General features: G+C 39.2%; 27 protein-coding genes. 19 read left to right on the plus strand and 8 right to left on the minus strand.

Annotated elements, in window-relative coordinates:
* Window positions 1-1,118: 1,118 nt before the first annotated feature.
* The 4 genes from I6F53_RS17520 to hslR all read right to left on the minus strand — a co-directional run bounded on the left by I6F53_RS17520 (window position 1,119) and on the right by hslR (window position 5,496).
* The gene (locus I6F53_RS17520) at window positions 1,119-2,228 is read right to left on the minus strand and encodes a PepSY-associated TM helix domain-containing protein (RefSeq protein WP_197240519.1); all 1,110 of its coding nucleotides are present in this window, start codon (window positions 2,226-2,228) and stop codon (window positions 1,119-1,121) included.
* Window positions 2,229-2,409: 181 nt separating this feature from the next.
* Window positions 2,410-3,948, minus strand: a complete 1,539-nt coding sequence (locus tag I6F53_RS17525; protein WP_197240520.1) for a phosphoenolpyruvate carboxykinase — start codon at window positions 3,946-3,948, stop codon at window positions 2,410-2,412.
* Window positions 3,949-4,215: 267 nt separating this feature from the next.
* Entirely contained in the window at window positions 4,216-5,061 is an 846-nt protein-coding gene (hslO, locus tag I6F53_RS17530; protein ID WP_197240521.1) for an Hsp33 family molecular chaperone HslO, read from the minus strand.
* 12 nt (window positions 5,062-5,073) lie between these two features.
* A complete protein-coding gene (hslR, locus tag I6F53_RS17535; RefSeq protein ID WP_166421603.1) occupies window positions 5,074-5,496 on the minus strand; it encodes a ribosome-associated heat shock protein Hsp15 in 423 nt (140 codons plus the stop codon).
* A gap of 208 nt (window positions 5,497-5,704) precedes the next feature.
* On the opposite strand from hslR, the gene gspC reads away from it, so the two are divergent.
* The 13 genes from gspC to I6F53_RS17600 all read left to right on the plus strand — a co-directional run bounded on the left by gspC (window position 5,705) and on the right by I6F53_RS17600 (window position 17,723).
* Complete coding sequence (gene gspC / locus I6F53_RS17540) at window positions 5,705-6,646, plus strand: type II secretion system protein GspC (RefSeq protein ID WP_197181522.1); 942 nt, start codon at window positions 5,705-5,707, stop codon at window positions 6,644-6,646.
* A gap of 23 nt (window positions 6,647-6,669) precedes the next feature.
* Window positions 6,670-8,733 carry a type II secretion system secretin GspD gene (gene gspD, locus I6F53_RS17545; protein ID WP_197240525.1) on the plus strand — a complete coding sequence of 688 codons (2,064 nt, stop codon included), beginning with the start codon at window positions 6,670-6,672 and terminating at the stop codon, window positions 8,731-8,733.
* Window positions 8,726-10,291: a type II secretion system ATPase GspE gene (gene gspE, locus I6F53_RS17550; RefSeq protein WP_231616631.1), complete on the plus strand. Its 1,566-nt coding sequence runs from the start codon at window positions 8,726-8,728 to the stop codon at window positions 10,289-10,291. Before gspD ends, gspE begins: the two co-directional genes overlap by 8 nt.
* A 2-nt stretch (window positions 10,292-10,293) precedes the next feature.
* Window positions 10,294-11,529 (plus strand): type II secretion system inner membrane protein GspF, encoded by a 1,236-nt coding sequence (gspF, locus tag I6F53_RS17555; RefSeq protein ID WP_197181524.1) that lies wholly within the window; start codon window positions 10,294-10,296, stop codon window positions 11,527-11,529.
* A gap of 80 nt (window positions 11,530-11,609) precedes the next feature.
* Window positions 11,610-12,032, plus strand: a complete 423-nt coding sequence (gene gspG, locus I6F53_RS17560; RefSeq protein ID WP_197181525.1) for a type II secretion system major pseudopilin GspG — start codon at window positions 11,610-11,612, stop codon at window positions 12,030-12,032.
* Window positions 12,033-12,081: 49 nt separating this feature from the next.
* On the plus strand, window positions 12,082-12,669 hold the full coding sequence (locus I6F53_RS17565; RefSeq protein ID WP_197240527.1) for a prepilin-type N-terminal cleavage/methylation domain-containing protein: 588 nt from the start codon (window positions 12,082-12,084) through the stop codon (window positions 12,667-12,669).
* Window positions 12,669-13,043 (plus strand): type II secretion system minor pseudopilin GspI, encoded by a 375-nt coding sequence (gene gspI, locus I6F53_RS17570; protein ID WP_002962039.1) that lies wholly within the window; start codon window positions 12,669-12,671, stop codon window positions 13,041-13,043. The genes I6F53_RS17565 and gspI overlap by 1 nt, the downstream gene beginning before the upstream one ends.
* The gene (gene gspJ, locus I6F53_RS17575) at window positions 13,044-13,694 is read left to right on the plus strand and encodes a type II secretion system minor pseudopilin GspJ (RefSeq protein ID WP_197240528.1); all 651 of its coding nucleotides are present in this window, start codon (window positions 13,044-13,046) and stop codon (window positions 13,692-13,694) included. It abuts the gene before it with no gap.
* Window positions 13,687-14,676, plus strand: a complete 990-nt coding sequence (gene gspK / locus I6F53_RS17580) for a type II secretion system minor pseudopilin GspK (protein WP_166421597.1) — start codon at window positions 13,687-13,689, stop codon at window positions 14,674-14,676. Before gspJ ends, gspK begins: the two co-directional genes overlap by 8 nt.
* Entirely contained in the window at window positions 14,673-15,881 is a 1,209-nt protein-coding gene (gene gspL, locus I6F53_RS17585; protein WP_166421596.1) for a type II secretion system protein GspL, read from the plus strand. The genes gspK and gspL overlap by 4 nt, the downstream gene beginning before the upstream one ends.
* Window positions 15,878-16,351, plus strand: a complete 474-nt coding sequence (gene gspM, locus I6F53_RS17590) for a type II secretion system protein GspM (protein ID WP_166421595.1) — start codon at window positions 15,878-15,880, stop codon at window positions 16,349-16,351. Before gspL ends, gspM begins: the two co-directional genes overlap by 4 nt.
* Before the next feature lie 3 nt (window positions 16,352-16,354).
* On the plus strand, window positions 16,355-17,113 hold the full coding sequence (locus I6F53_RS17595; protein ID WP_197240529.1) for a type II secretion system protein N: 759 nt from the start codon (window positions 16,355-16,357) through the stop codon (window positions 17,111-17,113).
* Between the two features lie 22 nt (window positions 17,114-17,135).
* Complete coding sequence (locus tag I6F53_RS17600) at window positions 17,136-17,723, plus strand: UPF0149 family protein (protein ID WP_166421593.1); 588 nt, start codon at window positions 17,136-17,138, stop codon at window positions 17,721-17,723.
* 24 nt (window positions 17,724-17,747) lie between these two features.
* Here I6F53_RS17600 and I6F53_RS17605 read toward each other — a convergent pair whose 3' ends face one another.
* A complete protein-coding gene (locus I6F53_RS17605) occupies window positions 17,748-17,954 on the minus strand; it encodes a hypothetical protein (RefSeq protein WP_166421592.1) in 207 nt (68 codons plus the stop codon).
* Window positions 17,954-18,313: a hypothetical protein gene (locus I6F53_RS17610; protein WP_197240531.1), complete on the minus strand. Its 360-nt coding sequence runs from the start codon at window positions 18,311-18,313 to the stop codon at window positions 17,954-17,956. Before I6F53_RS17610 ends, I6F53_RS17605 begins: the two co-directional genes overlap by 1 nt.
* A 288-nt stretch (window positions 18,314-18,601) precedes the next feature.
* Between I6F53_RS17610 and ccoG the strand changes: the two genes are divergently transcribed.
* The 4 genes from ccoG (at window position 18,602) to I6F53_RS17630 (ending at window position 22,403) form a co-directional block, all read left to right on the plus strand.
* Window positions 18,602-20,032 carry a cytochrome c oxidase accessory protein CcoG gene (gene ccoG / locus I6F53_RS17615; RefSeq protein ID WP_197240533.1) on the plus strand — a complete coding sequence of 477 codons (1,431 nt, stop codon included), beginning with the start codon at window positions 18,602-18,604 and terminating at the stop codon, window positions 20,030-20,032.
* 83 nt (window positions 20,033-20,115) lie between these two features.
* Complete coding sequence (locus I6F53_RS17620; protein ID WP_166421589.1) at window positions 20,116-21,090, plus strand: serine/threonine protein kinase; 975 nt, start codon at window positions 20,116-20,118, stop codon at window positions 21,088-21,090.
* 34 nt (window positions 21,091-21,124) lie between these two features.
* A complete protein-coding gene (locus tag I6F53_RS17625; protein WP_166421588.1) occupies window positions 21,125-21,748 on the plus strand; it encodes a thiol:disulfide interchange protein DsbA/DsbL in 624 nt (207 codons plus the stop codon).
* A 16-nt stretch (window positions 21,749-21,764) separates the two neighbouring features.
* A complete protein-coding gene (locus I6F53_RS17630; protein ID WP_197240535.1) occupies window positions 21,765-22,403 on the plus strand; it encodes a thiol:disulfide interchange protein DsbA/DsbL in 639 nt (212 codons plus the stop codon).
* A 69-nt stretch (window positions 22,404-22,472) separates the two neighbouring features.
* Here the strand turns inward: I6F53_RS17630 and trmA are convergent, their stop codons facing one another.
* Window positions 22,473-23,570: a tRNA (uridine(54)-C5)-methyltransferase TrmA gene (gene trmA, locus I6F53_RS17635; protein WP_197240537.1), complete on the minus strand. Its 1,098-nt coding sequence runs from the start codon at window positions 23,568-23,570 to the stop codon at window positions 22,473-22,475.
* Window positions 23,571-23,732: 162 nt separating this feature from the next.
* On the opposite strand from trmA, the gene I6F53_RS17640 reads away from it, so the two are divergent.
* Both I6F53_RS17640 and murI read left to right on the plus strand, forming a co-directional pair.
* A complete protein-coding gene (locus I6F53_RS17640; RefSeq protein WP_197240538.1) occupies window positions 23,733-24,872 on the plus strand; it encodes a DUF5610 domain-containing protein in 1,140 nt (379 codons plus the stop codon).
* A 65-nt stretch (window positions 24,873-24,937) separates the two neighbouring features.
* Window positions 24,938-25,738: a glutamate racemase gene (murI, locus tag I6F53_RS17645; RefSeq protein ID WP_197240540.1), complete on the plus strand. Its 801-nt coding sequence runs from the start codon at window positions 24,938-24,940 to the stop codon at window positions 25,736-25,738.
* Here the strand turns inward: murI and I6F53_RS17650 are convergent.
* Window positions 25,701-26,180 (minus strand): RNA recognition motif domain-containing protein, encoded by a 480-nt coding sequence (locus I6F53_RS17650; RefSeq protein ID WP_007582860.1) that lies wholly within the window; start codon window positions 26,178-26,180, stop codon window positions 25,701-25,703. The two genes, murI and I6F53_RS17650, sit on opposite strands and share 38 nt — an antisense overlap.
* Window positions 26,181-26,752 lie beyond the last annotated feature (572 nt).

The raw sequence follows: 26,752 nt of genomic DNA on the forward strand, positions 1-26,752 counted from the left end.
ATTCCATGCCGAACTCAGTAGTGAAACGAAACAGCGCCGATGATAGTGTAGCATTTGCTATGTGAAAGTAGGACATTACCAGGCTTCAAATTGTAGAAAGCCCGAATTTAACGATTCGGGCTTTTTTACGTCTGCAGAAAAGTAAAAATAGCACAATTAATGTACACTCATCCAACACCCATCATATAGGTCGGGCGAGCGTAGCGACTCCCGACGCAAAAATCATGAAAAACCTCCGCTCAGCAATGAGTGCGCAGCATTTTCACTATGACTCTCCACCGCTGTGGGCACTATGACACCCTACTGCGTAGCGCACCGACTTCAAATTGTAGAGAGCCCGAATCTAACGATTCGGGCTTTTTTACGTCTGCAAAAAAGTAAAATGTGCGTAATTAATGCACACTCATTCAACACCTAGCACGTAGGTCGGGCGAGCGTAGCGACTCCCGACTCTAAAATCATAAAATATCTCCGCGCATAAAAGTGTAGCATTTGCACTGTGACTATTTAGTCCTTTAGGTGTTACCACAAATGTACCTGCCTCACATTGAAGAAACCCTTGCTCTAACTATTCAGTAGTCTTATTAGACGTTCCCACTAGTTATATAGCCTCATCTACAGACATCAGTAAGCAATTAATAATGACGTACTATTTGGTGCTAAGATCATTAATGTGACTTACCGTATTACATCTGTAATTAACTGCCTTTTTAGTGTGTACTAATACCAACCTGCATAAATCTTTGATCAATTTACCGAATTAAATTGCACTATAACGTCGTTAAAAATTTTTTATTTAGAACAACTAGATACAAAAATTTTTGCCTAGTTCTAGTGTAATTTCCTTAACGTTAAATAGACCCCATACATAAGCAGATTGGTATAAGTGAATATACTTACATAATAATTATACTAATTCGTATAATACTTAATTAACTGGATGGATTAAACCTGACGCTAATAGCATTAAAAATTTCTGATTTGCGATAGCATAGATACAGAAGGTTGAGCGACTTAGAAGCAATTGAAAAGAACAACGAATTTTTACCTTACTATCGACAAAGTTTACCTGCCCTAAAATAGATCACTTAACAAAGCGGATTAGTATAAAGTTTATTTTATATTCTCCTCGTTCTAACTAACCATCGATATACACCGATAAAAAACAATGCTGCAGACCCAAAACCACTTAGCACCCATATAACTTTTATCATGTTTCCGCCAATACTGCCGTCATGCAGTGGGTGTATCCAGTTTTTGACTTTACTAGCCGTGCTTTGCTTATCTATGTTAAACAGGCTCTCTAGTTCCCCTGTAGATGCATTAACTTCGATATAGCTATGCGGGAAGCGATACGAAGGATCGTTTCTAGTTTGATATCTAAATCTATAAATAGTATTTAAGTTTGATGGTGTTTCAATCCAAGCTAAACGTGCTTCGGGCAATGTTTTTTGAGCTATAAGTATTGCTTGCGATAAGGGGATGCTGGATTGTTTACTGGGTTGTATTTGCTTTATTAAGGGGGAGTTTATATCGCCAACTAGGGTAGTTAATATAGGGTCAGTTTGTTTTGGTATGGCAAGTATAACACCTGTAACAGTGAGAACTAATAATGGCGCGCAGAAGCTTAATCCAATTAGTTTATGCCAGTCGTATAGCAAACCTATTTTAGAGCTACGAGACTTAAATTTTAGTGACTTTACCCACTGCCCAGACTTTGGAAGCCAAGCAAAGAATCCAGAAATAAGAAGAACTAATGAGGCTACACCTATATAGCCGACAACAAGTGTGCCTGTCGTTCCCGTTAGTAATGAAAAATGTAGGTTGTACATCCAAGTTACTAGATATTCCCCCCAGTAGTCTTTGCGTATTACTTCATTGCTATTACTAGATAGCCAAACCATTAAGGGAGCAAAACCTTGCTCTTTTGTTTCTATAGGATTGTAGTAGCGTGCGGGTACAATTGAATTCATACCTGTATTTTCTAATCGCCATGGCCCAAGCTTGGCAGGGAAATTTTTCCTTAACGTACTGTATGCTTTATCCCAATTAGGTGATTTTGTATCGGCAGTAGTGTGATCAATTGGATTTAACAGTGAGTCTATTTGTGGGTAATAAACTAATACGGAGCCAGAAAGGCTAATAATAGTGAGTAATACGCCTACCGAGAGCCCTAAGTATAAATGTAACCGTCTTGAGGTTTTTCGCCATGAAAGCTTTGGTGTCATCAATTAAGTAGCCGTAATGAGTAATGCTGATTTATTGGGCATTAGGAGGTGATCAATTACGCGGTATATTATATGGTTTTTTATATAAGTTGTGCGGCATTTTGTCGCACTTATTAAATTAGGTATTAAAAAGTAAAACGCCAGCTATGGGCTGGCGTTAAAATACAATATTAAAGTTTATTTAAGCTTTAGGTCCTGCATTTTTTATATCGTCTGATACGTTGTACTTAGCAAAGTTCTCAGTGAAGTCAGCGGCAAGCTTTGCTGCATATTCATTGTACTTAGCTTTATCTTCCCACGTATTAATAGGATTAAGTAAATTAGTATCTACACCTGGAACTGCTACCGGTACATCTAGGTTTAAAACATCAATGTGCTGAGTTTCAACACCCGCTAATTTACCAGATACGATTGCATCAATTACTGCACGAGTAGTTGGGATATCAAAACGTTTACCTGTGCCGTAAGCGCCGCCAGTCCAACCTGTATTCACAAGGTACACCTTAGCGCCAAACTCGCGTACACGCTTCATAAGAAGCTCAGCGTAAACACCAGCAGGGCGTGGGAAGAATGGCGCGCCAAAACATGTCGAAAATGTTGATTCAATATCGCTAGTTGAACCAATCTCAGTAGAACCAACTTTAGCTGTGTAACCACTTAAAAAATGAAAAGCAGCGGCTTCTTCGCTAAGTATAGAAACCGGTGGTAATACACCGCTTACATCACAGGTTAAAAATACAACAGCTTTAGGCTCGCCTGCGCGGTTTTCTACTTTACGTTTTTCAACATGCTCAAGTGGATATGCTGCACGGCTATTTTGAGTTAAGCTCGTATCGTTAAAATCTGGAACGCCTTTTTCATCTAACACTACATTTTCTAAAATAGTACCAAAGCGAATTGCGTTCCAAATTACAGGTTCATTCTTTTGTGAAAGGTCGATACATTTAGCATAGCAACCGCCTTCAATATTAAATACGCTGCCAGGTGCCCAACCGTGTTCATCATCGCCAATTAGAAAGCGAGTTGGATCTGCTGAAAGCGTTGTTTTACCTGTACCAGATAAACCAAAGAATAATGCTGTATCGCCTGCTTCACCAACGTTAGCAGAACAGTGCATTGGTAATACACCTTTTGCTGGAAGTAGGAAGTTTTGTACAGAAAACATCGACTTTTTCATTTCACCGGCGTAACGCATACCTGCTAATAATACTTTGCGCGCTGCAAAGTTAATAATAACGGAGCCATCACTGTTAGTGCCATCACGCTCTGGCTCACATACAAACGAAGGAACGTTCATTACTTGCCATTGTGGTAAGTTTGAGGCGTTATAGTCTTGTGGTTCAATAAACATGTTTTTGGCAAAAATATGATGCCACGCTGTTTCTGTAGTTACTACTACAGGTAGGTAATGTTCAGGGTCTGCGCCAACTTCTAGGTGAGAGGTGAAGTGGTCATTACTTTGAACATGTGCTTCTACGCGAGCCCATAAAGCGTCAAATTTGTCTGCATCAAACGGGCGATTAACATTGCCCCATTGAATATCATCTTGAGTAGTAGCTTCTTGAACAATAAAACGATCTTTTGGTGAACGGCCAGTTCGTTTTCCTGTAATTGCAACAAAAGCACCATTTGCGGCTAAAGTACCTTCGCCACGGCGGATCGCATGCTCGACAAGTTCAGCTGCGGTTAAATCGACAAAACGTGTAGCGCCTGTAGTCATGTTTATACCTAACTATGTGTGAGAGTTTGAACGGATAGCTCTGGGGTTATCAGTGCCCTTAAACTGAAATTATAGTAACAGAAGGTTTTAAGATATTCGAGCCCGCAAAGGCCCTAAAAACACATATATTTAAGAAAAAACATGAATAATTTCAATGATACCGGTGTCATGAAATTAGCAGAAAAGATGACACCGGTATCATCTTTTTATAATATAAAACCGCATATTTTGCGGCTTTAATTACTATATATAAGTGAAGCTGAATATTTAGTTGAAAATGCTTTTTATGTCTTGCTCGTTAAAAACATATTCTTTTAAACAATAGTGGCAGTTAATATTAACCGAGCCTTTTTCAGCTACATCGTTAAGGAGTTCTTGTTGTCCGATGTTAACAAGAGCCGTAATTGTTTTATCACGGCTACAACCACATTTGAATTTAATCGCTTGGGGTTCAAATACACGAGGGTTATCTTCGTGATATAAGCGTGTAAGCACAGTATTAGCATCAAGATGTAATAGTTCTTCATCTTTAATTGTATTACTTAATGCTTCTAGATGTGCAAAGTCTTCAATTGATTTTTGTTTATCAACTGGAAGCACTTGTAAAAATAAGCCACATGCCTTTGCACTACCTTCAGTTGTATCGGTTGCAAACCAAAGGCGTGTTTTTAATTGCTCTGACTGCTCAAAGTAACTTTCAATACATTCACTAAGGGTATCGTGCTCTAGTGGCACTATACCCTGATAACGCTCACCTTTATTTGGCGTAATAGTAATCACCATATAGCCTTGACCAATGAGCTCTTTAACGGTTGTGCCCGTAATTTCACTTTGTAGACGAGCGATCCCGCGCATGTTTTGTTTGTCATCGCCATTTATAACTGCATACTTAACAGGGCCATCGCCTTGAAGCTGTACAGCAATTTCACCTTCAAATTTTAATGTGGCGGTTAGTAAGCAGGTCGCAACGAGTAACTCACCTAGCAATGCTTTAACAGGCTCTGGATAATTATGGTCGGCAATCATTTCATTATAAGCACTCTCGATTTGCACGAGTTCGCCACGAACATCTAGTTCGTTGAATAAATAACGGTGAAGTAAATCTTGTTGCATGAGCGGCTATACCTAACTTGATTTCATTTTTAAAAGTTCGCGTCTTTGCTTTTTATCCGGTTTTTTATCCGGATGAGGAGCAAAGAAGCTGTTATTTTTGCGTGCGATGCTGTTCTCTTCGCGTTTAGCAATACTCGCATCAGATTCTTGATACATGGTCTGTGCAATGGGGGCGCTTTGGCGTTTTTCAAGCACTGAAAGTATAGTTATCAGCTTTTCATCTACACCTTGGGCAAGTTTTACCTTTGCGCCAACTTCTACTATTTTACTCGCTTTCGAACGTTGACCATTATAATGTACTTTGCCGCCTTGCACCATTTCACGTGCAACGGCGCGGGTTTTATAAAATCGCGCAGCCCATAACCATTTATCTAATCGAACTTTTAACTCATCCGCATGGTCTGAGTTAGTATTAGCATTACTTTTTTTACTCATAAGGTGTTCCCCACGTTTTATAGCTTAAAATTTATCATGAAATCATCGTAGGATGAAGGTATTACAACAGCCGTTTGTTTTTTATACACAGATGTAAAGTTAATTTAATCTGTTTACAAAGTTTAATATTAGTGTGCTTGTTGAAAGAAAAATGAAAGGGTACTATGGGTACGCGCTAACGCAGTAAATTAAAATAAGAACACTATTTATGGAACAGCAAATCCAACAACTAAAACAATTTTTAACGCGGTTACCGCATGCTAAGTTAAGTGCGTTAGTAACACTGTTAGTTGTTGTTTATCTTGCATTTTTATTGTCAAAACTTGTTTGGCTTTTGTGGCCGAAACCATCCGTATCTCTACTTACTCCTACTCATTATGCTAATCAGTCATCTGGTGCGAGTAATAACTCAGCACAGCATATTGTTGAGCAATTCTTATTTGGTAAAAAAACTGTAACAAACAACAATAATACTGCAAAGCAATCGCAGGTTATAAATAATGCGCCAGAAACGCGCTTAAGTATAAACTTAACCGGTATTGTAGCGGTTAATAACGATGATAAAGCAGGTATAGCAATTATTGAATCACAAGGTAAGCAAGTAAGCTATCTAGTTGAAGAAGTAGTATCGGGCACGCGAGCTAAAGTAGCACAGATACTGCCTGACCGTGTTATTTTGGGTGTTAATGGGGGCTTTGAAACATTAATGCTTGATGGGCTCGATTTTAGTAAAAAAGTATCTATGCCTGTACTCGCTGCACGTGATGAGGCTGAAATGGGTCCGCAAAAGTTAGAACCAAGTGAACTACAAATAGATGCCACTGCTGATCCGGATGTTAAAGAAGCAATTATAGAAACACGTGAAGAGCTGCTCGAAGAACCGGGTAAATTATTTGACTACATACGTGTTTCACAAGCCATGAATGACGGTGAGCTAATTGGGTATCGCTTAAGTCCAGGTAAAGAGCCTGAACTGTTTAAGCAAATGGGATTAAAAAATAACGATTTAGCTATTTCTATAAATGGCTATCAATTAACAGATTTAAAACAGGCTATGTCAGCTATTAATGAGCTGCGTAATAGTACAGATGCCAATATCACTATAGAACGTGATGGTGAACAAATTGATGTGCAATTTAGTCTGCAATAATTTAGCTTTGGAGTTTTAATACGATGGTTCAGGTGCTACACCTCAAAAAAATTAAAAAAGGGTTAGCTAAGTACGCAGCACTTTTTTTGGCGGCAAGTATTTCTTTGTCTGTTTCTGCTGTTGAATATGCTGCTAACTTTAAAGGAACTGATATCAACGAGTTTATTAATATTGTTGGTAAAAACCTTAATAAAACGGTGATTATTGACCCTAACGTGCGCGGCAAAGTAAATGTTCGCAGTTATGAGTTAATGGACGAAGCGCTTTATTATCAGTTCTTCTTAAATGTATTAGAAGTTTATGGCTACTCAGCTGTTGAAATGGATAATGGCATTCTTAAAGTAGAGAAAAGTTCAGACGCTAAGAAATCAAATGTACCACTTATTGACGAAGGTAATGAAGCTAGCGGCGATATGATGATTACACGTGTTGTACGTGTTAAAAATGTAAGTGTGCAGGAGCTTGGTCCTCTAGTTCGTCAATTTAGCGATCAAAAAGATGGTGGCCACGTTGCTAACTTTAATGCGGCTAACGTAATGATGCTAACAGGTCATGCTGCATCGGTTAATCGCTTAGTTGAGATTATTCGCTCTGTTGATCAGGCGGGTGACAAGCGTGTAGACATCGTTAAGCTTAAATATGCGACGGCAGATGATGTTGTCTCTGTGGTAGATAATATTTATAAAGACAGCGGTAAAGGCAGTGTACCTGAATTCTTAATTCCAAAAGTTGTGGCTGATGGCCGAACTAATAGCGTTATTGTAAGCGGTGAAGGCCAAGCCCGTACACGTGCTATTGAACTAATTAAGCGCTTAGATGGTGAGTTAGAAAGCCAAGGTAATACTAAGGTGTTTTACCTAAATTATGCTAAAGCTGAAGATTTGGTCAAAGTATTGCAGGGTGTTAGTAAGTCACTTGTTGAAGATGCACAAGGCGGTACTACTAAAACTCGTAGCAGAAGCAATAATGAAAGCAGTATAGAGTCTCACCCAGACTCAAACTCATTAATTATCACCGCACAGCCAGACACAATGCGATCACTAGAGTCGGTAATTGAACGTCTTGATATTCGCCGAGCGCAAGTATTAGTTGAAGCCATTATTATTGAAGTTATGGAAGGCGATGGTGTTAATTTAGGCCTGCAGTGGATTTCTGAACAAGGCGGTATGTTGCAGTTTAATAATGGTACTACTGTTCCTGTAGGTTCATTAGCTGTTGCCGCTGAGCAAGCACAAGATACAACCGTAACTAAAAATATAATAGGAACTGAGTCAGGTACAGTGACGCCATTTACGGAAACAACAGAAGGTGACTATGGTCCATTAGCTTCCTTACTAAGCGGTATTAATGGTTTAGCGCTGGGCGTTGTTAAAAATGACTGGGGTGCAATTATTCAAGCAGTTGCTACCGACACAAATTCAAATATTTTGGCTACACCGTCTATTACTACAATGGATAACGAAGAAGCATCTATTTTAGTGGGTCAAGAAGTACCTATAATTACAGGCTCACAAACGGGTAGTAATAACGCTAACCCATTCCAAACGGTTGAGCGTCAAGAAGTCGGTATTAAACTAGTTGTTACACCACAGATAAATGATGGCTCTGCAGTACAGCTTACAATTGAGCAAGAAGTATCAAGTGTAAGTGGTGCCACTGCTGTTGATATTTCAGTAAATAAACGTTCAATTAAAACAACGGTAATGGCCGATGATGGCGGTATGGTTGTACTTGGCGGCTTAATAGATGAAGACGTACAAGAAAGTGTTTCTAAGGTGCCGTTATTAGGCGATATCCCTATTTTAGGTCACTTGTTTAGATCAACAAATACAACGCGCCGTAAGCGTAACCTTATTGTGTTTATTCGCCCAACCATTATTCGTGATGGTGTAAGCATGAATAAGTTAAGCTTTAATAAATATAACTTTATTCGTGGTGAGCAGTTTAAGCAAAAAGAAGATGGTATTGAATTAATGCCAATGACTGATACGCCTATTTTACCTGAGTGGAATGACGAATTAGTACTTCCTCCTACGTATGAAGAGTCTCTACGTAAACAAAATGCACAAGAGCGTAAAGATGACTAATGCGATTCAAGAGATAAACCAAGATGTGGTTCATCCTCAAACGCATAATCAGGATGAGCTATTAACGAGTGATGTGTTAGTTGAGTTACCAGCAAAGCGTTTGCCGTTTTCGTATGCAAGACGCGCTGGTGTGTTACTTGGTAAAAACAAAGATAACCGCATAGTTTACTACCGTGGTGAGCTAAATGCAGAAGTGCTATTAGAAGTACGCCGTATCGCTGGCCATGGTTTTACACTTGAGCAGTTAGCTGATGATAAATTTGAGCTATTGCTTGAAGCGTCATACCAGCGAGATAGTTCTGAAACACAACAGATGATGGAAGACATTGGTAACGAGGTTGATTTATTCTCTCTTGCTGATGAACTCCCACAGACTGAAGATTTACTGGCGGGCGACGATGACGCACCAATCATCAAGCTTATTAATGCCATGCTTAGCGAAGCGATTAAAGAAGGTGCGTCTGATATTCATATCGAAACCTTCGAGCAAGAGCTTGTTATTCGCTTTAGGGTAGATGGTGTACTTAAAGAAGTACTTAAGCCCAATCGTAAACTCGCATCGTTACTTGTATCTCGTATTAAAGTAATGGCTAAGCTTGATATAGCCGAAAAACGTATCCCACAAGATGGTCGTATTAGTTTACGTATTGCCGGGCGAGCAGTTGATGTGCGTGTATCTACAATGCCATCGAGCTTTGGTGAACGTGTGGTACTGCGTTTACTTGATAAAAATAACGCGCGTTTAAACCTTGAAGACTTAGGTATGACTGCAGATAACCGTGCATTGTTTTCAGATTTAATTAGTAAACCTCACGGAATTATTTTAGTAACAGGGCCAACGGGCTCTGGTAAAAGTACCACTCTATATGCTGGTATGAGTCAAATTAACTCACGCGATCGCAATATTCTTACTGTTGAAGATCCGATAGAGTACGAAATTCCAGGTATAGGCCAAACACAAGTTAATGCAAAAGTTGATATGACATTTGCACGCGGTTTACGTGCAATATTACGTCAAGATCCTGATGTAGTAATGGTGGGTGAAATACGCGACCTTGAAACTGCGCAAATTGGTGTTCAAGCGTCACTTACCGGCCACCTTGTTATGTCTACTCTGCATACTAATACCGCATCGGGTGCAATTACACGTATGGAAGATATGGGTGTTGAACCCTTCTTGCTTTCATCGTCGTTACTCGGTGTGTTATCGCAGCGTTTAGTACGTACATTGTGTAATACCTGTAAAGAAGGTCACACAGCAGATGAGCATGAATGCCAGCTGTTAGGCACTCCTTTTGAAAGCCAACCTACAATCTACCGAGCAGTAGGGTGTGAAGAGTGTAACTTTAATGGTTATCGTGGTCGTACGGGTATTCACGAGTTACTTATAGTTGATGAAACAATACGCGAAATGATTCACAACGGTAAAGGTGAGCAAAGCGTAGAGAAATACATTCGTAAGCGCAGCCCAAGTATTCGCCAAGATGGGTGTAGCCGCGTACTTGCAGGTAAAACAACACTTGAAGAAGTATTGCGTGTTACCCGTGAGGAAGGTTAATTATGGCGGCATTTGAATACCGTGCCCTAGATGGCCGAGGTAAAGAAAAAAAGGGCATTTTAGAGGCCGATACAGCTAAACAAATTCGCCAAACTTTACGTGATCAAAAACTTACGCCGCTTGAAGTTGTCCCTGCGGCGCAAAGTGATAAACACGTTAAAGGCGAAAAAGCACCTTTACTGGGTAGCTTTTTTAAGCCAACAATTTCAACCTCAGATTTAGCACTAATTACAAGGCAATTAGCGACACTTATTCAATCGGCACTCCCTGTTGAAGGCGCTGTTATGGCAGTTGCTGAACAATGCGAAAAGCCACGTTTAAAACGAATGCTTATGTCGGTACGCTCAAAAGTGGTTGAGGGTTACACTCTTGCCGATGGTCTTAGTGAGTTTCCTCATGTTTTTGACGACTTATATCGTGCAATGGTAGCCGCAGGCGAAAAGTCGGGCCACCTTGACCAAGTACTTAATCGCTTGGCCGACTATACCGAGCAGCGCCAACATATGCGTAGCCAAATAACGCAAGCAATGGTTTATCCTATTATTTTAGTGGTGTTTGCAATTGGTATTGTGTCGGTATTACTGGGTACTGTAGTACCCAAAATATTAAAAACATTTGAAAAAACTAAACAAGTACTTCCTTGGACAACCGAATGGGTAATGGCAGGTAGCCATTTTGTGCAAAATTACTGGTTTATTAGTTTAATAGCCATCACAGCCATCGCTATTGGTATTAAGCATGCACTTAAACAGCCAAAAATACGTTTTTGGTGGGATGACCGAGTGCTGCATATGCCGGGCATAGGTAAAGTAGCTCGTGGTATCAATACCGCACGTTTTGCGCGTACTTTAAGTATTTTATCATCAAGCTCGGTACCATTACTTGAAGGAATGCGTATCTCGGGCGGCGTATTAATTAACGAAAAAATTAAAAAAGCGGTTGCAGATGCATCCGACAGAGTGAGTGAGGGTGCAAGCTTAAGAGCTGCGCTTCAGCAAACTAAGTTGTTTCCACCAATGATGCTGCATATGATAGCAAGTGGTGAAAAATCAGGTGAACTAGAGCAAATGCTAGAGCGTGCTGCAAATAACCAAGATCGCGAATTTGAGAGCATGGTTAATGTATCGCTTAAACTACTAGAGCCTGCGATGATCGCCTCAATGGCGGTTATTGTATTATTTATAGTAATGGCAATATTACAGCCAATAATGGCGATGAATAAAGCTGTTGGACTTTAAGTTAAAATAATTTTTAAATATATTAATGGTTTTACCTAAACCATTTTTACTTAGTGTTTTTAGAATAATGAGGTAATTACGTGAATAAACAATCAGGTTTTTCTTTACTAGAAGTGATGGTGGTACTGGTTATCATCGGGATGATTATGTCAATTGTGGCACCTAACATTATGGGTCAGCAAGAAGAGGCTGCTATTGATAAAGCACATCTAGATATCCAGCAATTAGAAGATGCAATGAGCTTATACAAGCTTAAAAATAAGAGTTACCCAAGCACAGAGCAAGGTCTTGAAGCGCTAGTTACTCAAACAAGTATTGAACCGGTTCCAAAGCGTTTCCCTGACGGTGGTTTTATTAATGAACTACCAGAGGATCCTTGGGGTAATACTTATCAGTTAATTAGCCCAGGTGAAATTGGCAAGTTTGATATTTTTTCTATGGGCCCAGATGGTGAAGTAGGTACTGATGACGATATCGGTAACTGGGACGAAGAAAAACAATAATGCTTAAGTACACTGCTTTGTATGAACATGTTAATGCTAGAGGCTTGCTATGAAAGCAAGCCTTAAGCAGCGCCATGCAAAAAGCAGCGGCTTTAGTTTAATAGAAATTTTAGTGGTATTAGTGATCATCGCTTTTGCCACCAAAATGGTGGTATACAGCTTAGAAGGCGGTGCTGAGGAAGAATTAGATACTCAAGCACTCAGGCTGCATACCACCATTAATATGGCATCAGAATTTGCCATTTTAAACCAAGTTGAATTGGGGTTATTAGTAGAGGACAACACGCTAGAGTATTTAGTTTTCGATGGTGAAAAGTGGATTACCTTTGACCGTGAAGATCTTTTTAAACCAATCGAGTTAGATGAAAGGTTAAAGCTCACTCTTAATTTAGAAGATTTAGCGTGGGCACAAGATAACCTCTTAGAGCAATCTAACTGGCGTGAGCTTATGAGTGGTGGCGATGAAGACAGTTTACTTGAGCTTAAAAAGCTGAAAATCCCACAAGTACTTATTTTGTCATCAGGTGAGGTAAGCGCGTTTCAACTTATATTAGAGTTAAAAGATCAAAGCGAGCCTGTGTATTTCATTGAAGGTGAATTTACAGCCCCCATTAACTTTCGCCGAGAGCCAGAATAATGAAGCGCACTAAAGGGTTTACCTTATTAGAAGTGCTTGTCGCATTAAGTATTTGCGCCATGGCGGGTATAGCGGCAATGCAAGCAACAAGCGAGCATATACATCACTTAACCACTATTGAGGAGCAAACCTATGCATCGTGGGTCGCCGAAAACGTTATTATTGAACAACGTACTAAAGGTGAACAGTGGCAAGGTAAAAATAACCTTAAAGGCAGTGAAGTAATGGGCGGCGTTGAATGGTTTTGGCAACAAGAAGTAACCGCTACCGCTGATAAGAGCTTTGTTAAGCTAACAATCAATGTTTTTACGGATGAAAAGTATGAGCATTCGGCATATGAATTATCAACGTATTTAAATAAAGGCAAAAAGTAAGTGAAGCAGCGCGGGTTTACATTACTTGAAGTTATGGTTGCTCTGGGTATTTTAGCTTTTGTTATTATTGCTACTCATCAAATACTCGAGACGACAACAAGAACTAAAGATGCCTCCGATGAAAAAATTGCTGAGTTAAATGGGTTGCAAACTACCTTTAGGTTAATGGATCAAGATTTTAGCCAAATGACCAAACGAGCTGTTCGTAATGAGTCTGGCGATGTTCAAGAACAATACTTACTCGCGGGTCGTTACGTTTTAGAAAGCCAATACGATGGTATCGCGTTTGTACGAGATGGTTGGATAAATCCAATAAACTTATTACCACGCTCTGAGCTACAAGCTGTTGGTTATAGAGTGATAGACGATAACCTTGAGCGTATTTACAGAGTATATGTTGATCAGCTTGATAATATGGAACCACGCGTACAGCGCGTACTGGAGAATATTGAAGAACTTAAGTTTGAGTTTTTAGATGATAAAAACGAATGGCAAGAGCAATGGGAGATTAAAGCGCTTCCTAAAGCAGTTGCTGTTACGTTACAACAAATAAAAGCAGAACCGATTCGTCGAGTATTTTTAGTACCAGGGCAGGGCAAGGTTGTTGCTCCACCAAGCACAACACAAGATACGAGCGTGAATAATGGTTAAGCAACAATCATCGCGCGGCGCAGCACTTGTTATTGTTTTATTTATTGTGGCGTTGGCTGCTATTTTGGCGGTAGAGATGAGCGCTAATTTAATGGTGCAAGTGCAAAAAAGTACTAATTTACAAGGTCATCAACAAGCTAAGTGGTATGCCTATGGTGCAGAAGAACTTGCTATTAAAGGGCTTATACAAAGTAAAAAAGATGATGCCGATAAGACAACGCTCGACCAAATATGGGCAACCCAAGGTGATGCTTCATATCCTGTTGATAACGGTACATTGAGTGGCAAAATTACTGACTTACAAGCATGTTTAAATTTAAATGCTTTAGCCATAGCACCAGATACAAACAGCGCGAGTAAAACAAACCCTGCGCACAAAGCACTATTTGCATTACTTGAAAATATTGATGACTTACCTGCTGATGAATCAGAAGAGACAATGGCAGATAGCGTATTCGATTGGCTTGACGAGGACAGCATAACGTATCGCTCAGGTGCAGAGGAAGACGAGTATTTATCACGAGATTTTCCGTACATGACAGCCAATAGTTTATTTGCATCAACATCGGAGCTACGTTTAGTTAAGGGCTTTAATCCATTAGTGATGGAAAAAGTACTGCCATATGTATGTGTAATACCCGGCAGTACGCTTTTATCTATAAATGTAAATACATTAGTACCAGAGCAAGCACTTATACTCAGTGCCTTAATAGAAAGTTTGAGCTTATCTGGTGCAGAAGCGGTGATAGGTGCCAGGCCGCAAACTGGCTTTGACACCATTGATGAATTTTTTGAACAGGTTAAGCAGCAAGGCGGCACTAATACTGACGCAGTAAAAAGTTTATTTAGTATTAAAAGCGAATATTTTAAATTACAAACGCAGGCAAATTTTGTCGACCTGCGTTTTTCGATGACCACATTACTGCACGCTAAAGACGGCGACGTAACGATACTGGCGCGAAAATTTGGAGGCGTACAGTGACAGAAATACTGTTGATCCGCACGGGTCAAACCGAGCAAGAATTGCTTAATTGGTTAATTTACTCACCACAAGAACAAGAAATAATAGCCAGTGGCGAGTTACCAAATGCAGAGCATTTAAGTGAGTTAAGCGAAAAAGCACTTACCCGAGAAGTGGTCGTGTTATTACCAAGTGATCAAGTGCAATTAAAAACGGTTGCTTTGCCAACAAAATGGAATCGTAAGCTCGAGCAAGCACTGCCGTATATGCTCGAAGAAGATATAGCATGTGACGTAGATGAACTGTTTATAGCTGTAGCGCAGCCGACAATGCTTGGAGAGCAACATGCAATACGTGTAGCGATGACTGACCGTGAATGGTTTGAACAATGGCTCGCATTATTTACTGAGCATAATTTATCAGTATACAGAATATTACCCGATGCTTTGTTGTTACCAATAGCAGAGGAGGGCGCAGTAACTGCAATTGAGCTCAATAACCAATGGTTATTTAAGCAAGGAGAATGGCATATTAGTGCGGTTGAATCTAGTTGGTTAAATGGCTATTTAACAGCCATGGGTAATCCTGATATTAAACATTTTAGCCCAGCTAATCAGTTTCCTGAAAGCGTTAACTTACAAGCCCAAACGAGTGAGTACGACCTTCCTTTAGCATTATTTGCAAAGCAGCTAGATAGCGTTAAGTTCAACTTACGCCAAGGTATGTATCAGCTTAAAAAACAAAGCGCTTTATGGTGGGGTTACTGGAAAGGCGCCGCAATTATAGCAAGTGTTGCATTGGCCGCTACTATTACAATAAAAGCGATTGAGTTGCATCAACTTAATACACAAGTAGAAGTAGCTAAAGCTCAAGTAGTCGACAGATATCAAAAAGCATTTCCGGGAACTAAAGTTCGTCCTCATTTAATTAAAAGCCAAATTAGAGGCGCATTAGATAAAGTGCGAGGCTCAAGTGAGTCAGGCTTTTTAGACTTAACAACTAACTTGGTTGATGTATTTTCGCAAGTGAGCGAATTTACACCTGAAACACTTCGTTATGACAAGCGTCGCAATGAGTTACGTATTCGTGCACGCGCTAAAGACTTCCAAACCTTTGGTAAAGTAAAAATCATACTTGAAAAACAAGGTTTAACGGTTGAGCAAGGTTCTTTAAATAATGACGGTGATTATGTCGTTGGCGAAATTAAACTGCGAGGTGCAGTATGAAAAAGCAGTTAATGCAACAATGGCGTTCGCTTAAAGAGCAAGAACAGCAGTTAGTAATGGTTGCTGGTGGTGTGTTTATTATTTTTATTTTAGTAATGGGAATATTTAGACCATTAAATAATGCGATAGAAAAAGCACAGCAATCTCAAATAAAACAACAAGAGCTATTAGCTTGGGTTGACGAAAGTATTGTAAAACTAAAAGCCGCAGGCAACACGAGTGTGGCGAGTAATACAAACTTAAGCCAAGTTGTTAATTCTACACGTGGTCGCTATCAAATAAATATTAGTAAAATGCAGCCTAGTACGGGGTCACTTCGTTTAACGCTCGACTCTGTAGAGTTCAATCAATTAATAGAGTGGCTAGATGAGCTAGTAAATCAGCATGGTTTAAAAATCGAAAACTTAGATTTAAGCCGCGATGATAAATCAGGCTATGTGCGTGTAAGCCGTTTAGTATTAGAGAATTAATTAATGAAAAAAATAATAACGTTATCGGCTGTCTTTTTAATTAGTTTTATTGTGTTTTGTATTATTAAATTACCAGCAACTATTGCGCTTGATGTAGCAAAGCCATACTTACCAAAGCAGCTAAAAGTTGGCCAAACTGTAGGTACTGTTTGGCAAGGTCAAATGATGCAAGTTCGCTTTGATGGCGAGCAGTTAAATAATGTGCGCTGGGATATTGCTGGCTGGCAGTTATTTACAGGCAAGTTAAATGCGAATATAAAGTTTGGTAATGCACGAGAGCGCACTGATATTTCGGGATACGCAGATGTAAGCTATGGGCTTTTTAATAAAAAAGTTAAAGTAACTGACGCCTTAGTACGTTCAACAGTAGATCGTGCAATGCAACGCGTACAACTACCCCTACCTGTAACCGCAAAGGGGCGCGTAATTTTAGAGCTTAATGAATACAGCTCAGGCGCACCTTATTGTGATTCATTAAAAGGTGAAATAGCGAGCCCTAATATTGACGCACAAGGCTTAAATGGGTGGTTTAATATTGGTCCTCTGGCTGGCAAGTTAAGCTGTAAGTCGGGCGACGTGGCAATATTAATTGACCCAGATAATACGCTTGGCCTTGAAGCAGATGCTACACTTAAAGCTAATTTCGACTTTAGTGTGGCAGGGTATGTAAAACCAGATGCGAGCTTACCTAAAGATGTACATGATGCGGTTAAATTTTTAGGCCGACCAGATAGCCAAGGTCGTTATCCGCTCAACTTTTAATGTTTGAATATAAAGAGTTTTAATGCAAATACCCCAATTTACTGAGCTGCAAGCAAAGCAGCTCAGCACATTTTTAAATACCCAATCTAAAGCAATGACCCTTGAGCAAAGCCAAGGCTATTTATTTGGTGTTATTTGTTCGCCCACCCCATTAGATGTGCACGAGTGGCTTGAGCAGATATTACCAAGCACAGCCAATGATTTAGATGAAGAAATGCTTTTTTTGTTTATGGCGCTATACCATAAAATTAGTGAGCAAGTATTTGAAACAGGATACAAATTACCCGTTGAGTTTACTCTTGAGTTTTGTAAACCATGGAGCGAAGGCTTTTTAGTGGCTACTAAAGCATATGCAGAGCCACTTTTAAATGCACCTGAGTTAGATGCTGAATTTAAAGAAGCATTAGAGAGTGCATTAAGTACACTGAGCTTTTTTGCTCTTGATCAGCAAGCAATTACTCAGATTGCTCAGCAAAATAGTATGACTAAAGAAGCCTTATGTCAGTATCAATATGAATCAATGGGTGACTTTGCACTAGGCTTTGCGGAGCTCATAGAAGTTGTTGCCATTAACAGTGGTTTAATAACTGATGACAGCTGGGACGAATAGTTTTAGCTTAAGCGCTTAGATAATCTAAGCGCTTAGTTCTAATACAATATCAGTACAGCCTTGCTTGCACTTTACCATACCTTTACCAGGCTCGCTGGTGGCTAAATCAAGTGTTAAAACTCCATTACATTTCTCACACTTTAACGTTTTGCCTTGTGCTAATTGTTTAAGCATGTTGCGCTGTTTATGAAATGAGTCGCTTGCTTTTTTATTTAAATTCGAAAAATCCATTACTTAGCTCGCTTTTGCTCTAGTGCGTCAGTCACTATTTTACACACCGTATTTAAACGTTCGTCATAAAAGTAAAGGTTTAAGTCACGTTCACGACAATAGCGTAAGTGAAATAACTGAACAGAGTCATCAGTTGTAAACGTTTTTTCTACGTACTCACCCTCAGATTCAGAAAGCTTTAACTGCGAGCTTATTCTATTTTTAGCCATATTGGCAGCAGGGCTTCTATTAACCTTACTCGCATCACTTAAAAAGCCAATGCCTTCACCTAATAACTTTTCTCGAGGTTCTTTTATAAGAGGATGGTCGATAGTAAAAAAGGCAAGGATCACAACTACCAAAATAATAAATTTTTTCATGGATACGTAAACCTTGATCTAAGTAGGGTTGAATTACCATGCAGTGTAATAAACTGCACTTTAAAAGCAAGTAACTGGGATGAATAAATTATTAGCAATCTATGCCAGTAATTTTAACCAACATTGTTATAATGGTTAACAGCAGTCAGATATTTCTGAAATATCTGAAAGTATTCGAGATGGCAATTTATTAAAGTAAATATGCCTAGCAAGTAACTTGCTAACTTTAACTATAGAGTACTTGAGTATTGCTGGGTTTTTATTTCCAAGCGGCGTTGAGGAACTTCGATGGACAAGCAAATTAAAGTAAAGAATATCCCTGTAGAGGTGAAAATCCAAAAACCGGATTTAAGCCGTCAAGATGATAGGTTCAATCCCCGAAATCGTATTTATGTGCGTGCTGTAAAAGGCCTGCATCAATTACTTAGGCAGCGCATTGGCTTTTTAGGCCTACTTGCGTTTATGTTACTACCTTGGATTAATTTTAACGGCCAGCAAGCTGTGCTGTTTGATCTAATTGGTCAAAAATACAATATTTTTGGTTTAACGCTATGGCCTCAAGATTTCACCATATTAGCGTTTATCTTCATGCTGGCAGCATTTGCGCTGTTTTTAGTGACCACCTTCTATGGACGGGTGTGGTGTGGCTATACCTGTCCGCAAACTGTATGGACCTTTATTTTTATTTGGTTCGAAGAAAAGTTTGAAGGCACGGCTAATCAGCGTAAAAAGCTCGATCAACGCCCTATGAACTTTGATAAGCTTTGGCGAAAAACAGCAAAGCATACTAGTTGGGTATTGTTTTCGTTGTATACGGCTATTTCTTTTGTGGGTTACTTTACGCCTATAAGAGAATTACTTCCTGATTTTGTCACTTTTAATGTAGGTGGTTATGCACTAGTAAGCATTATATTCTTTGCAGCATGTACCTATGGCAACGCAGGTTGGATGCGAGAAATTATGTGTTTACACATTTGTCCTTACTCACGTTTTCAATCAGCTATGTTTGATAAAGACACATACACAGTAACGTACGATGAAAGCCGTGGTGAAAGCCGTGGTCCGCGCTCACGTAAAGTAGACCATAAAGATTTAGAGCTGGGCGATTGTATAGACTGTAATTTGTGTGTTCAAGTATGCCCAACCGGTATTGATATTAGAAACGGGCTACAAGCTGAGTGTATTAACTGTGGTGCATGTATTGATGCATGTGATGGCGTAATGGACAAAATGGAATACCCGCGTGGACTTATTTCATATACGACTGAGCGAAATCTCGAAACGCCAGAAAATAAAACGAATCCACTGCGAGCTAAAATCATCGGTTACACGGTCATACTTGTTGTGCTTACCGGAGCGCTTGTCGCTAATATAGCACTGCGTAAAACAATGGACTTTGATATTATTCGTGACCGAAACCAATTATATCGTGTCGATTTTGATGGTTTGGTAGAGAACACGTATACGTTAAAGGTAATTAATAAAGCGCAGTACGAGCAAACCTTTAATATTAAAGTGCAAGGTTTAGATAACTTTAAGTACATAGGGAAGCAATCATTTACTGTGCAAGCAGGCGAATCTCATAATGTACCATTGTCACTTGTAATGGACCCTTATGATTTAAAAGCGCCAATGACAGAGTTTAACTTTGTGCTTTCGCCGGTTAGTGAGCCAGATGAAACAATATCGCAGCCAAGTAACTTTTTTAAAGCGCGGTAATAACAATCTGCCTTTATGGTAGGCTGGTATAGCAATTAACAAAAGCGGGTATATAACCCGCTTTTATTTTATATAAGAAGAGTATGAGTAAATTTAGTTTTATTGATTTAACACCCGACCTAATACTCGATGCAATAGAAAGCGTAGGTGTGTACGCCGAGTCAGGTTTATTGGCGCTCAATAGCTATGAAAACAGAGTGTACCAATTTAAAGCCGATGATGGTCTGCGTTACGTAGTGAAGTTTTATCGACCAGAGCGTTGGAGTAGGGAGCAAATTCAAGAAGAACATGATTTTGCATTTGAACTAGCAGAAGCAGAAGTGCCTGTTGTAGCCCCTATTTTATATAATGGGCAAAGCTTGTTTGAACACGAAGGGTATTTGTTTGTGTTGTTTCCAAGTGTAGGCGGGCGTTTATTTGAGGTAGATAATTTAGATCAGCTTGATGTAATGGGGCGTTTAATTGGCCGTATGCACCAAGTAGCTAAAACAAAACCTTTTACTTACAGACCAACAGTTACCTGCGATGAGTATTTGCATACAGCCAAAGTTCATCTACAAAAAAGTAACTTAGTGCCGATGGGAATAAATACTGCTTTTTATACTATTTTAGATTTAGTGATAGAGCAGGCGCAAAAACAGTATAAAGATGTGCAAAGTATTCGCTTACATGGTGACTGCCACGTTGGTAATATTTTGTGGGCAGGCGATGCACTAATGTTTGTTGATTTAGATGACAGCCGCCAAGGGCCTGCAATACAAGATTTATGGATGATGCTCAGTGGCGATAGAGCGACGCAACTGTTACAGTTAGACACCCTTGTGAATGCGTATGAAGAGTTTTGTGATTTTGATCACTCTCAACTCAAATTAATTGAACCGCTGCGAGCAATGCGTATTATCCATTACATGGGATGGGTAGCTAAACGATGGAGCGATCCTGCCTTTGTGCGGAACTTTACATGGTTTGCTGATGACAAATACTGGGAGCAACAAATTTTAGCACTGAAGGAGCAACTTGCAGCACTGCAAGAAGCACCGTTAAAATTATTGCCGTAATATTTTATTTAAAGACAAGTACAACGAGATACCAATGCTTAAAAAATTAAAACTGAGTTTATTACTTTTATGTTTACCATTTGCAGCATTTGCTGCGCAGTTTGAAGTTGATAATCAATACACCGTTATTGATGTGGATAAAAGTGCATCACCGCAAGTAACTGAATTTTTCTCATATTATTGCCCACATTGTTTTAAGTTTGAACCAGTAGCAAAAGCAATTGAACAAGGTCTGCCAGAAGGCGCCAAGTTTATTAAAAACCACGTTAACTTTTTAGGTGGTGTGTCGCCGCAAGCTCAAAGTAATTTAAGCTTTGCTTATTTAATTGCTAAACAGCATGGTCAGGCACAGAGCATTAGCGATCAAATTTTTAAAAGTATTCATGTTCAACGTGCACCTTTAACTGAAATGAAAGACGTTAAAAAACTACTTGAAGTAAATGGTATTGATAGCGCAACGTTCGATCAAGACATGGCAAGCATGCCAGTAATTGCTGCTGAGCAAGCATTACAAGATAATCAAAACAAATATTCAAAATTAGGTGCCTTAACGGGCGTTCCTACTTTTATTGTTAACGACAAATATAAAATAAACCTCAACACCATCAAAAATCAAAAAGAACTTGATGAGTTAGTTGCATTTTTATTAGCACTATAAATTTCGGAGCATAATAATGATTAAATTAGTTAAAGCAGGTTTGCTTGCAGTACTACTTCCTATGGCGGCAACAAGCTTTGCAGCAACGTATGAAGAAGGCGTGCATTACGATGTGGTTTCTGAGCGCGCAACTAAAAAGCCTGAAATTAAAGAGTTTTTCTCATTTTACTGCCCTGCATGTAACAACATGGAAGCAGTAATTGGTGAGTTTAAGCCTAAGCTTGATAAAAACGTTAAATTTAAAAAGAGCCATGTTGATTTCGTAGGTGTACGCGACCCAGAAAATCAACAGATGATGAGCCAGGCACTTGCTACTGCAGAAGTGCTTCCACAAAAAGATCAGATTATTTCTGCAATCTTTAACCACATTCATACCAAACGCGCTAAATTTAATGAGCTTGCAGATGTAAAAGACATATTTGTAGCACAGGGCGTTGATGGCGATAAGTTTGATAAACTTTTCAAAAGCTTCTCGGTACGTACGCTAAGCTCTAAAATGAAACGTGATCAGGACTACTTTAAAGAAAAAGGCGCACTACGTGGCGTACCTACCTTTATTGTAAATGGTAAGTATAAATTAAACCTAGGTCGTGAGTCGGGTATTACTGAACCAGAAGATATTAGCAAACTGATTAATTACTTAGCTAATAAGTAAGTTTAGCTAAAACTAAAAAAGCTCCTATAAGGAGCTTTTTTTATGGGTAACGTTTACTGAGCATATTTATTATTTACGCTGTAAGAAAACACCCGACTCAATGTGATGCGTATAAGGGAACTGATCAAATATAGCAAAGCGCTTAACGTTGTGCGTACGTGTTAAGTGATCAAGGTCACGCTCAAGGGTTTCTGGATTACACGATATATAAATTATGCTTTCGTAGTTAGCCACAAGGTCACACGTTAATTCATCCATGCCGGCGCGCGGTGGATCAACCAATATGGTTTGGCAGTCATAGCTTTTAAGGTCAATCCCGTCTAAACGAGAAAAAGTACGCTCGCCATTCATTGCTTGGGTAAACTCTTCGCTCGACATACGAATAATATCTAAGTTCTCTACGTTATTTTTAGCAATGTTGTATTGAGCTGAGTGAACAGATGATTTTGATATTTCCGTCGCTAATACTTTATTAAAAGAACCCGCTAACGCAATTGAAAAGTTACCGTTACCGCAATACAGTTCTAATAAATCATTTTTTAGTGGCTTACATAAGTCTTGCGCCCACTCCAGCATATTAATATTTACTTTTGCATTAGGCTGAGTAAAGCTATTTTCTACTTGTTGGTAAATAAGCTCTTGGCCATTAACAGTTAAATACTCAGTTACAAAGTCTTCACCCAGCACTTCTTTTTGTTTGCGAGCACGGCCTATAAAGTCAATTTTGTATTTACTGCTTAGCTTTTCCTTAAGTGCTTTAATTTCACTTAGCCACTCTTCATCAAGTGGTTTGTGATAAAGCAAGCTTACTAAAATTTCACCGCTTAGCGTTGATAAGTAATCAATTTGAAATAACTTACGACGTAATATCTCGCAAGGCTTGAGGCTTTCAATCATCACCTGCATTATTTCACCTACTAGAGGCGCTGCAGGGTCAAATGTATCAACACGGATTTTTTCTTTTGTTTGTTGATCAAACATAATGTGAAACAGATCGTCACCGTCGTGCCATACTCTAAATTCAGCACGTTGGCGGTAGTTAGTTGGCTCTGAGCTAAATACTTCTAGTTGCTCCACACCAAAACGTTGAAACTGCGCACTAATACGCTGCTCTTTTTCACTTAACTGCGTTTGGTACTGTGTGGTATCTATTTTAATAACTGCCATTAACGCTACTACCTTCTCTAAGATCTGTTTATCGGCGCTATTGTAGGGAGCGCTGCGTATTTGTCTAGTTTTGGCTAGCATTTATGCTGTTTTATTGAACATTGTACTTTAGTTCTTATTGTTATAGCCGATAATAAACTACGCACGCTTAGGAGACGAATCATGAAAATAGGTAATTATGGCTTTACGCCAAACAACAATATCAATAAATTTAATAATAAAGCTGATATACAGCAACCTACAATTACGTCTCCTCAAGATAGCTATCAACAACGAGGCCGAGAGTTGGCCGCAAAGGTGCTTGGCGATAAAATGGCTGAGCAACTTGGATTGCCTATCGCAGAAAAAAAAGCAGATAAACCACTCTTTGATTTTGATGAAATAGTAAAAAACGTACTCGATTTTGTAAGTAGTGCTGTTAACAAAGCAAAAGCTAACGGCGCTGATGACGAAAAGCTCAAAGATATGCTAGGCGATGCGCGCAAAGGAGTCCAAATAGGGATTGACGACGCAGTTGATGAACTCAAAGGTACAGGCGTATTTAATGATGACATGGAAGAGGGGATTAATAAGTCCAAAGAGGGAATTTACAATGGGCTCGATAAGTTTGAAGAGTCGTTATTTAACCCACAACCTGCCAGCGTAAATATAAGCCAGGCTCAATATGTCAGTATGACGAGTAATGCAGAGTATAAATTTACCACCGCAGAAGGTGACGAGGTAAGTATTAGCTTTGCAGATGCATTTGAATCTCAGTCGGCAAGCGGCTATCAGCAAAACAGTAATAGCGAGTCGTTCGCAAGCTCATCATCGCAATCTCGACAGGTATCATTTTCGATGTCGGTAAATGGTGACTTAAATGAGCAAGAGCAAGAAGCTATTAATGCGATGATGGAAGATTTACAAGATTTAAGTAAAACATTTTTTGGTGGTGATCTAGATAAAGCATTTGAACAAGCGCAAGAGCTGAGTTTAGACAGCGATCAGCTGGTGGCTTTTTCTATGGATTTACGCCAAACAAAAACAATAGCTACAGTTAAAAGCTATGAAGAATATAAACCAGCACCCGAAAAGCAAGTAGCAGAGGGTTTAGCTCCTTTTAATGACGATCTCAAAAATGCTTTTGAAAAAGCAGGCGAACTTGGATTACAGAACCAACTAGGTGGCATTCTACAATGGTTAAATCAAGATCAGGAACAAATAGATAAGCTTGTTGATTACACAAAGTCTATGTTCGAAAACCTTAATCAGTTAAATTCGGCAGCCGACGATCTTGCTGATTTAGAAACCACGCAAAGTTAAACTACTTTCTTTTATAAATACCTCATGGCAAACTGCCGTTCTTAAAGTAAAGTGGGAACGGTAGTTTGTCAGCGCATATAATGGTCTTTGATTCAGGTATTGGTGGGACTACTGTACTTGAGCATATAATGCAAAGTATCCCCAATGCTCAGTACAGCTATTTTATGGATAATGCTTTACTACCTTATGGTGCTCAATCCCAGCAAACAATCATTAACCGATTATGCTCACTTATTCATTTCATCAGAACTAACGCTCTTAACGTTGATCTAATTGTAATAGCGTGTAATACCGCTTCTACATCTGCACTTAGTGCGGTTCGCCAAGTGACAGATATTCCAATTGTAGGAGTTGTGCCAGCAATAAAGCCTGCCGCAGAGTTAACACGTTCAAATCATATTGGCTTATTAGCCACACCAGCAACGATCGCCAGTTCATACACTAAAACGTTAATTGCTGAACATGCGCGTAATGTAGTTGTTAATCTATATAGCAGTGTGGAGTTAGTAGCCTTAGCTGAGCAATACTTTTTTACAGACTCATTAAATACAAACAAGTTGCGCCAAGTACTAGATGGCCTGCATATAGATAAAACTATAGATGTACTTGTACTGGGGTGTACGCACTTTCCAATTCTAGCAGGGCCGATGAGTCAGTATTTTGAAGGGAATGTAAAATTACTTGATTCAGGTATAGCGATAGCAAATAGGGTTAGTTACTTACTTAACGAACTTAACTTATGTGTGAATAAACTAACAGACATAAAAAAGCCGCTGCAATATTATGCAACGGCTGATGTGTTTAGCAATAAGCTAGCGGTAAAGCTAGTTACACTGACTGATCCGTCTCAGTACGTAGAGCATTAGAATCATCTTCTTGTTTTTGTTTTGCTTCACGTACCTTTAAAGTACGTTGTTGGAACTCGCTATCGTTTAAGTTAGCAATTGCATTGTCTGCATCAGCTTGCGCCATTTCAACAAAACCAAAGCCACGACGCTTGCCAGTATTCTTATCCTTTAATAAACGAACATTGAATACTTTGCCTTGTTCTTCAAATAATGCACGAACCACACCTTCGTTTGCACGATAAGGAAGGTTACCAACATAAAGCGTTTTTGTTTTAACTTCAGCTTCTTCAGTCACATCAGATGACATTGCAGCAATAGCAATCGCACCTATTAATAAACCAGCACCAAATAGTAACGCAGGGTTTAAAGCTAAGCCGCCTAAAGCAAACTCAACAACAACAAAACCAACTACAGCAAGAATAACAGAGAAGATAAAAGATTTTTGATCGGGTAATTTCATTTTAGATCTACCAATAAACAGGAAATAAACATTAATTTAACATTGTGAACTTGCTATCTTAACGTCTAAATCAAACATAGCAATGATATTTGTATTAAATAATAAATAAGAGCACAAAAAAGCATCACCTTAGGTGTGTTTTCATATGGTTTTACGTTGTTTTGTTCTCTTTTTGTTCGAACAGTAAAAAGATCTAAAAAAAGGGTTGATCTGTTTTCGGATCTCCCTATAATGCGACCCCACTGAGACGGGAAACGCCGAAGCATAGCGAGGCACGAACTACCTCAGAGAGTTAAATAAAACTTCGGTTTTGAATCTTCTAAAAAGAAAGTTTAAAACAAAGTGTTGACTCGAAAAATAAAGGGTGTATTATTCGCATCCCTTGAGACGCTAAAGCGACTCAAAACGTTCTTTAACAATATAAAGCAATCATCTGTGTGGGCACTCGTACAGATTGAGTTCTAACAGCCAACCTACTTAGGTAGCGAGGCAAACAAATTAGAGTCTCAATTGAAAACTGAGTGACCAACAGAATAGTTATTTCGGTAATTATTCGGCACAGTCAATTCAAT

Origin of the sequence: Pseudoalteromonas sp. SWN29 (assembly GCF_015864465.1) — a bacterium.
Lineage (GTDB): Bacteria > Pseudomonadota > Gammaproteobacteria > Enterobacterales > Alteromonadaceae > Pseudoalteromonas.

Coding starts and splice junctions, on each gene's coding strand:
- gspF (WP_197181524.1), top strand. CDS start 10,294: ATGGCGGCATTTGAATACCGTGCCCTAGATGGCCGAGGTAAAGAAAAA.
- I6F53_RS17630 (WP_197240535.1), top strand. CDS start 21,765: ATGATTAAATTAGTTAAAGCAGGTTTGCTTGCAGTACTACTTCCTATG.
- gspC (WP_197181522.1), top strand. CDS start 5,705: ATGGAACAGCAAATCCAACAACTAAAACAATTTTTAACGCGGTTACCG.
- I6F53_RS17620 (WP_166421589.1), top strand. CDS start 20,116: ATGAGTAAATTTAGTTTTATTGATTTAACACCCGACCTAATACTCGAT.
- I6F53_RS17625 (WP_166421588.1), top strand. CDS start 21,125: ATGCTTAAAAAATTAAAACTGAGTTTATTACTTTTATGTTTACCATTT.
- I6F53_RS17565 (WP_197240527.1), top strand. CDS start 12,082: ATGAAAGCAAGCCTTAAGCAGCGCCATGCAAAAAGCAGCGGCTTTAGT.
- gspE (WP_231616631.1), top strand. CDS start 8,726: ATGACTAATGCGATTCAAGAGATAAACCAAGATGTGGTTCATCCTCAA.
- gspM (WP_166421595.1), top strand. CDS start 15,878: ATGAAAAAGCAGTTAATGCAACAATGGCGTTCGCTTAAAGAGCAAGAA.
- I6F53_RS17610 (WP_197240531.1), bottom strand. CDS start 18,313: ATGAAAAAATTTATTATTTTGGTAGTTGTGATCCTTGCCTTTTTTACT.
- gspI (WP_002962039.1), top strand. CDS start 12,669: ATGAAGCGCACTAAAGGGTTTACCTTATTAGAAGTGCTTGTCGCATTA.
- I6F53_RS17605 (WP_166421592.1), bottom strand. CDS start 17,954: ATGGATTTTTCGAATTTAAATAAAAAAGCAAGCGACTCATTTCATAAA.
- gspD (WP_197240525.1), top strand. CDS start 6,670: ATGGTTCAGGTGCTACACCTCAAAAAAATTAAAAAAGGGTTAGCTAAG.
- I6F53_RS17525 (WP_197240520.1), bottom strand. CDS start 3,948: ATGACTACAGGCGCTACACGTTTTGTCGATTTAACCGCAGCTGAACTT.
- ccoG (WP_197240533.1), top strand. CDS start 18,602: ATGGACAAGCAAATTAAAGTAAAGAATATCCCTGTAGAGGTGAAAATC.
- hslO (WP_197240521.1), bottom strand. CDS start 5,061: ATGCAACAAGATTTACTTCACCGTTATTTATTCAACGAACTAGATGTT.
- I6F53_RS17520 (WP_197240519.1), bottom strand. CDS start 2,228: ATGACACCAAAGCTTTCATGGCGAAAAACCTCAAGACGGTTACATTTA.
- I6F53_RS17650 (WP_007582860.1), bottom strand. CDS start 26,180: ATGAAATTACCCGATCAAAAATCTTTTATCTTCTCTGTTATTCTTGCT.
- I6F53_RS17600 (WP_166421593.1), top strand. CDS start 17,136: ATGCAAATACCCCAATTTACTGAGCTGCAAGCAAAGCAGCTCAGCACA.
- gspK (WP_166421597.1), top strand. CDS start 13,687: ATGGTTAAGCAACAATCATCGCGCGGCGCAGCACTTGTTATTGTTTTA.
- I6F53_RS17640 (WP_197240538.1), top strand. CDS start 23,733: ATGAAAATAGGTAATTATGGCTTTACGCCAAACAACAATATCAATAAA.
- trmA (WP_197240537.1), bottom strand. CDS start 23,570: ATGGCAGTTATTAAAATAGATACCACACAGTACCAAACGCAGTTAAGT.
- hslR (WP_166421603.1), bottom strand. CDS start 5,496: ATGAGTAAAAAAAGTAATGCTAATACTAACTCAGACCATGCGGATGAG.
- I6F53_RS17595 (WP_197240529.1), top strand. CDS start 16,355: ATGAAAAAAATAATAACGTTATCGGCTGTCTTTTTAATTAGTTTTATT.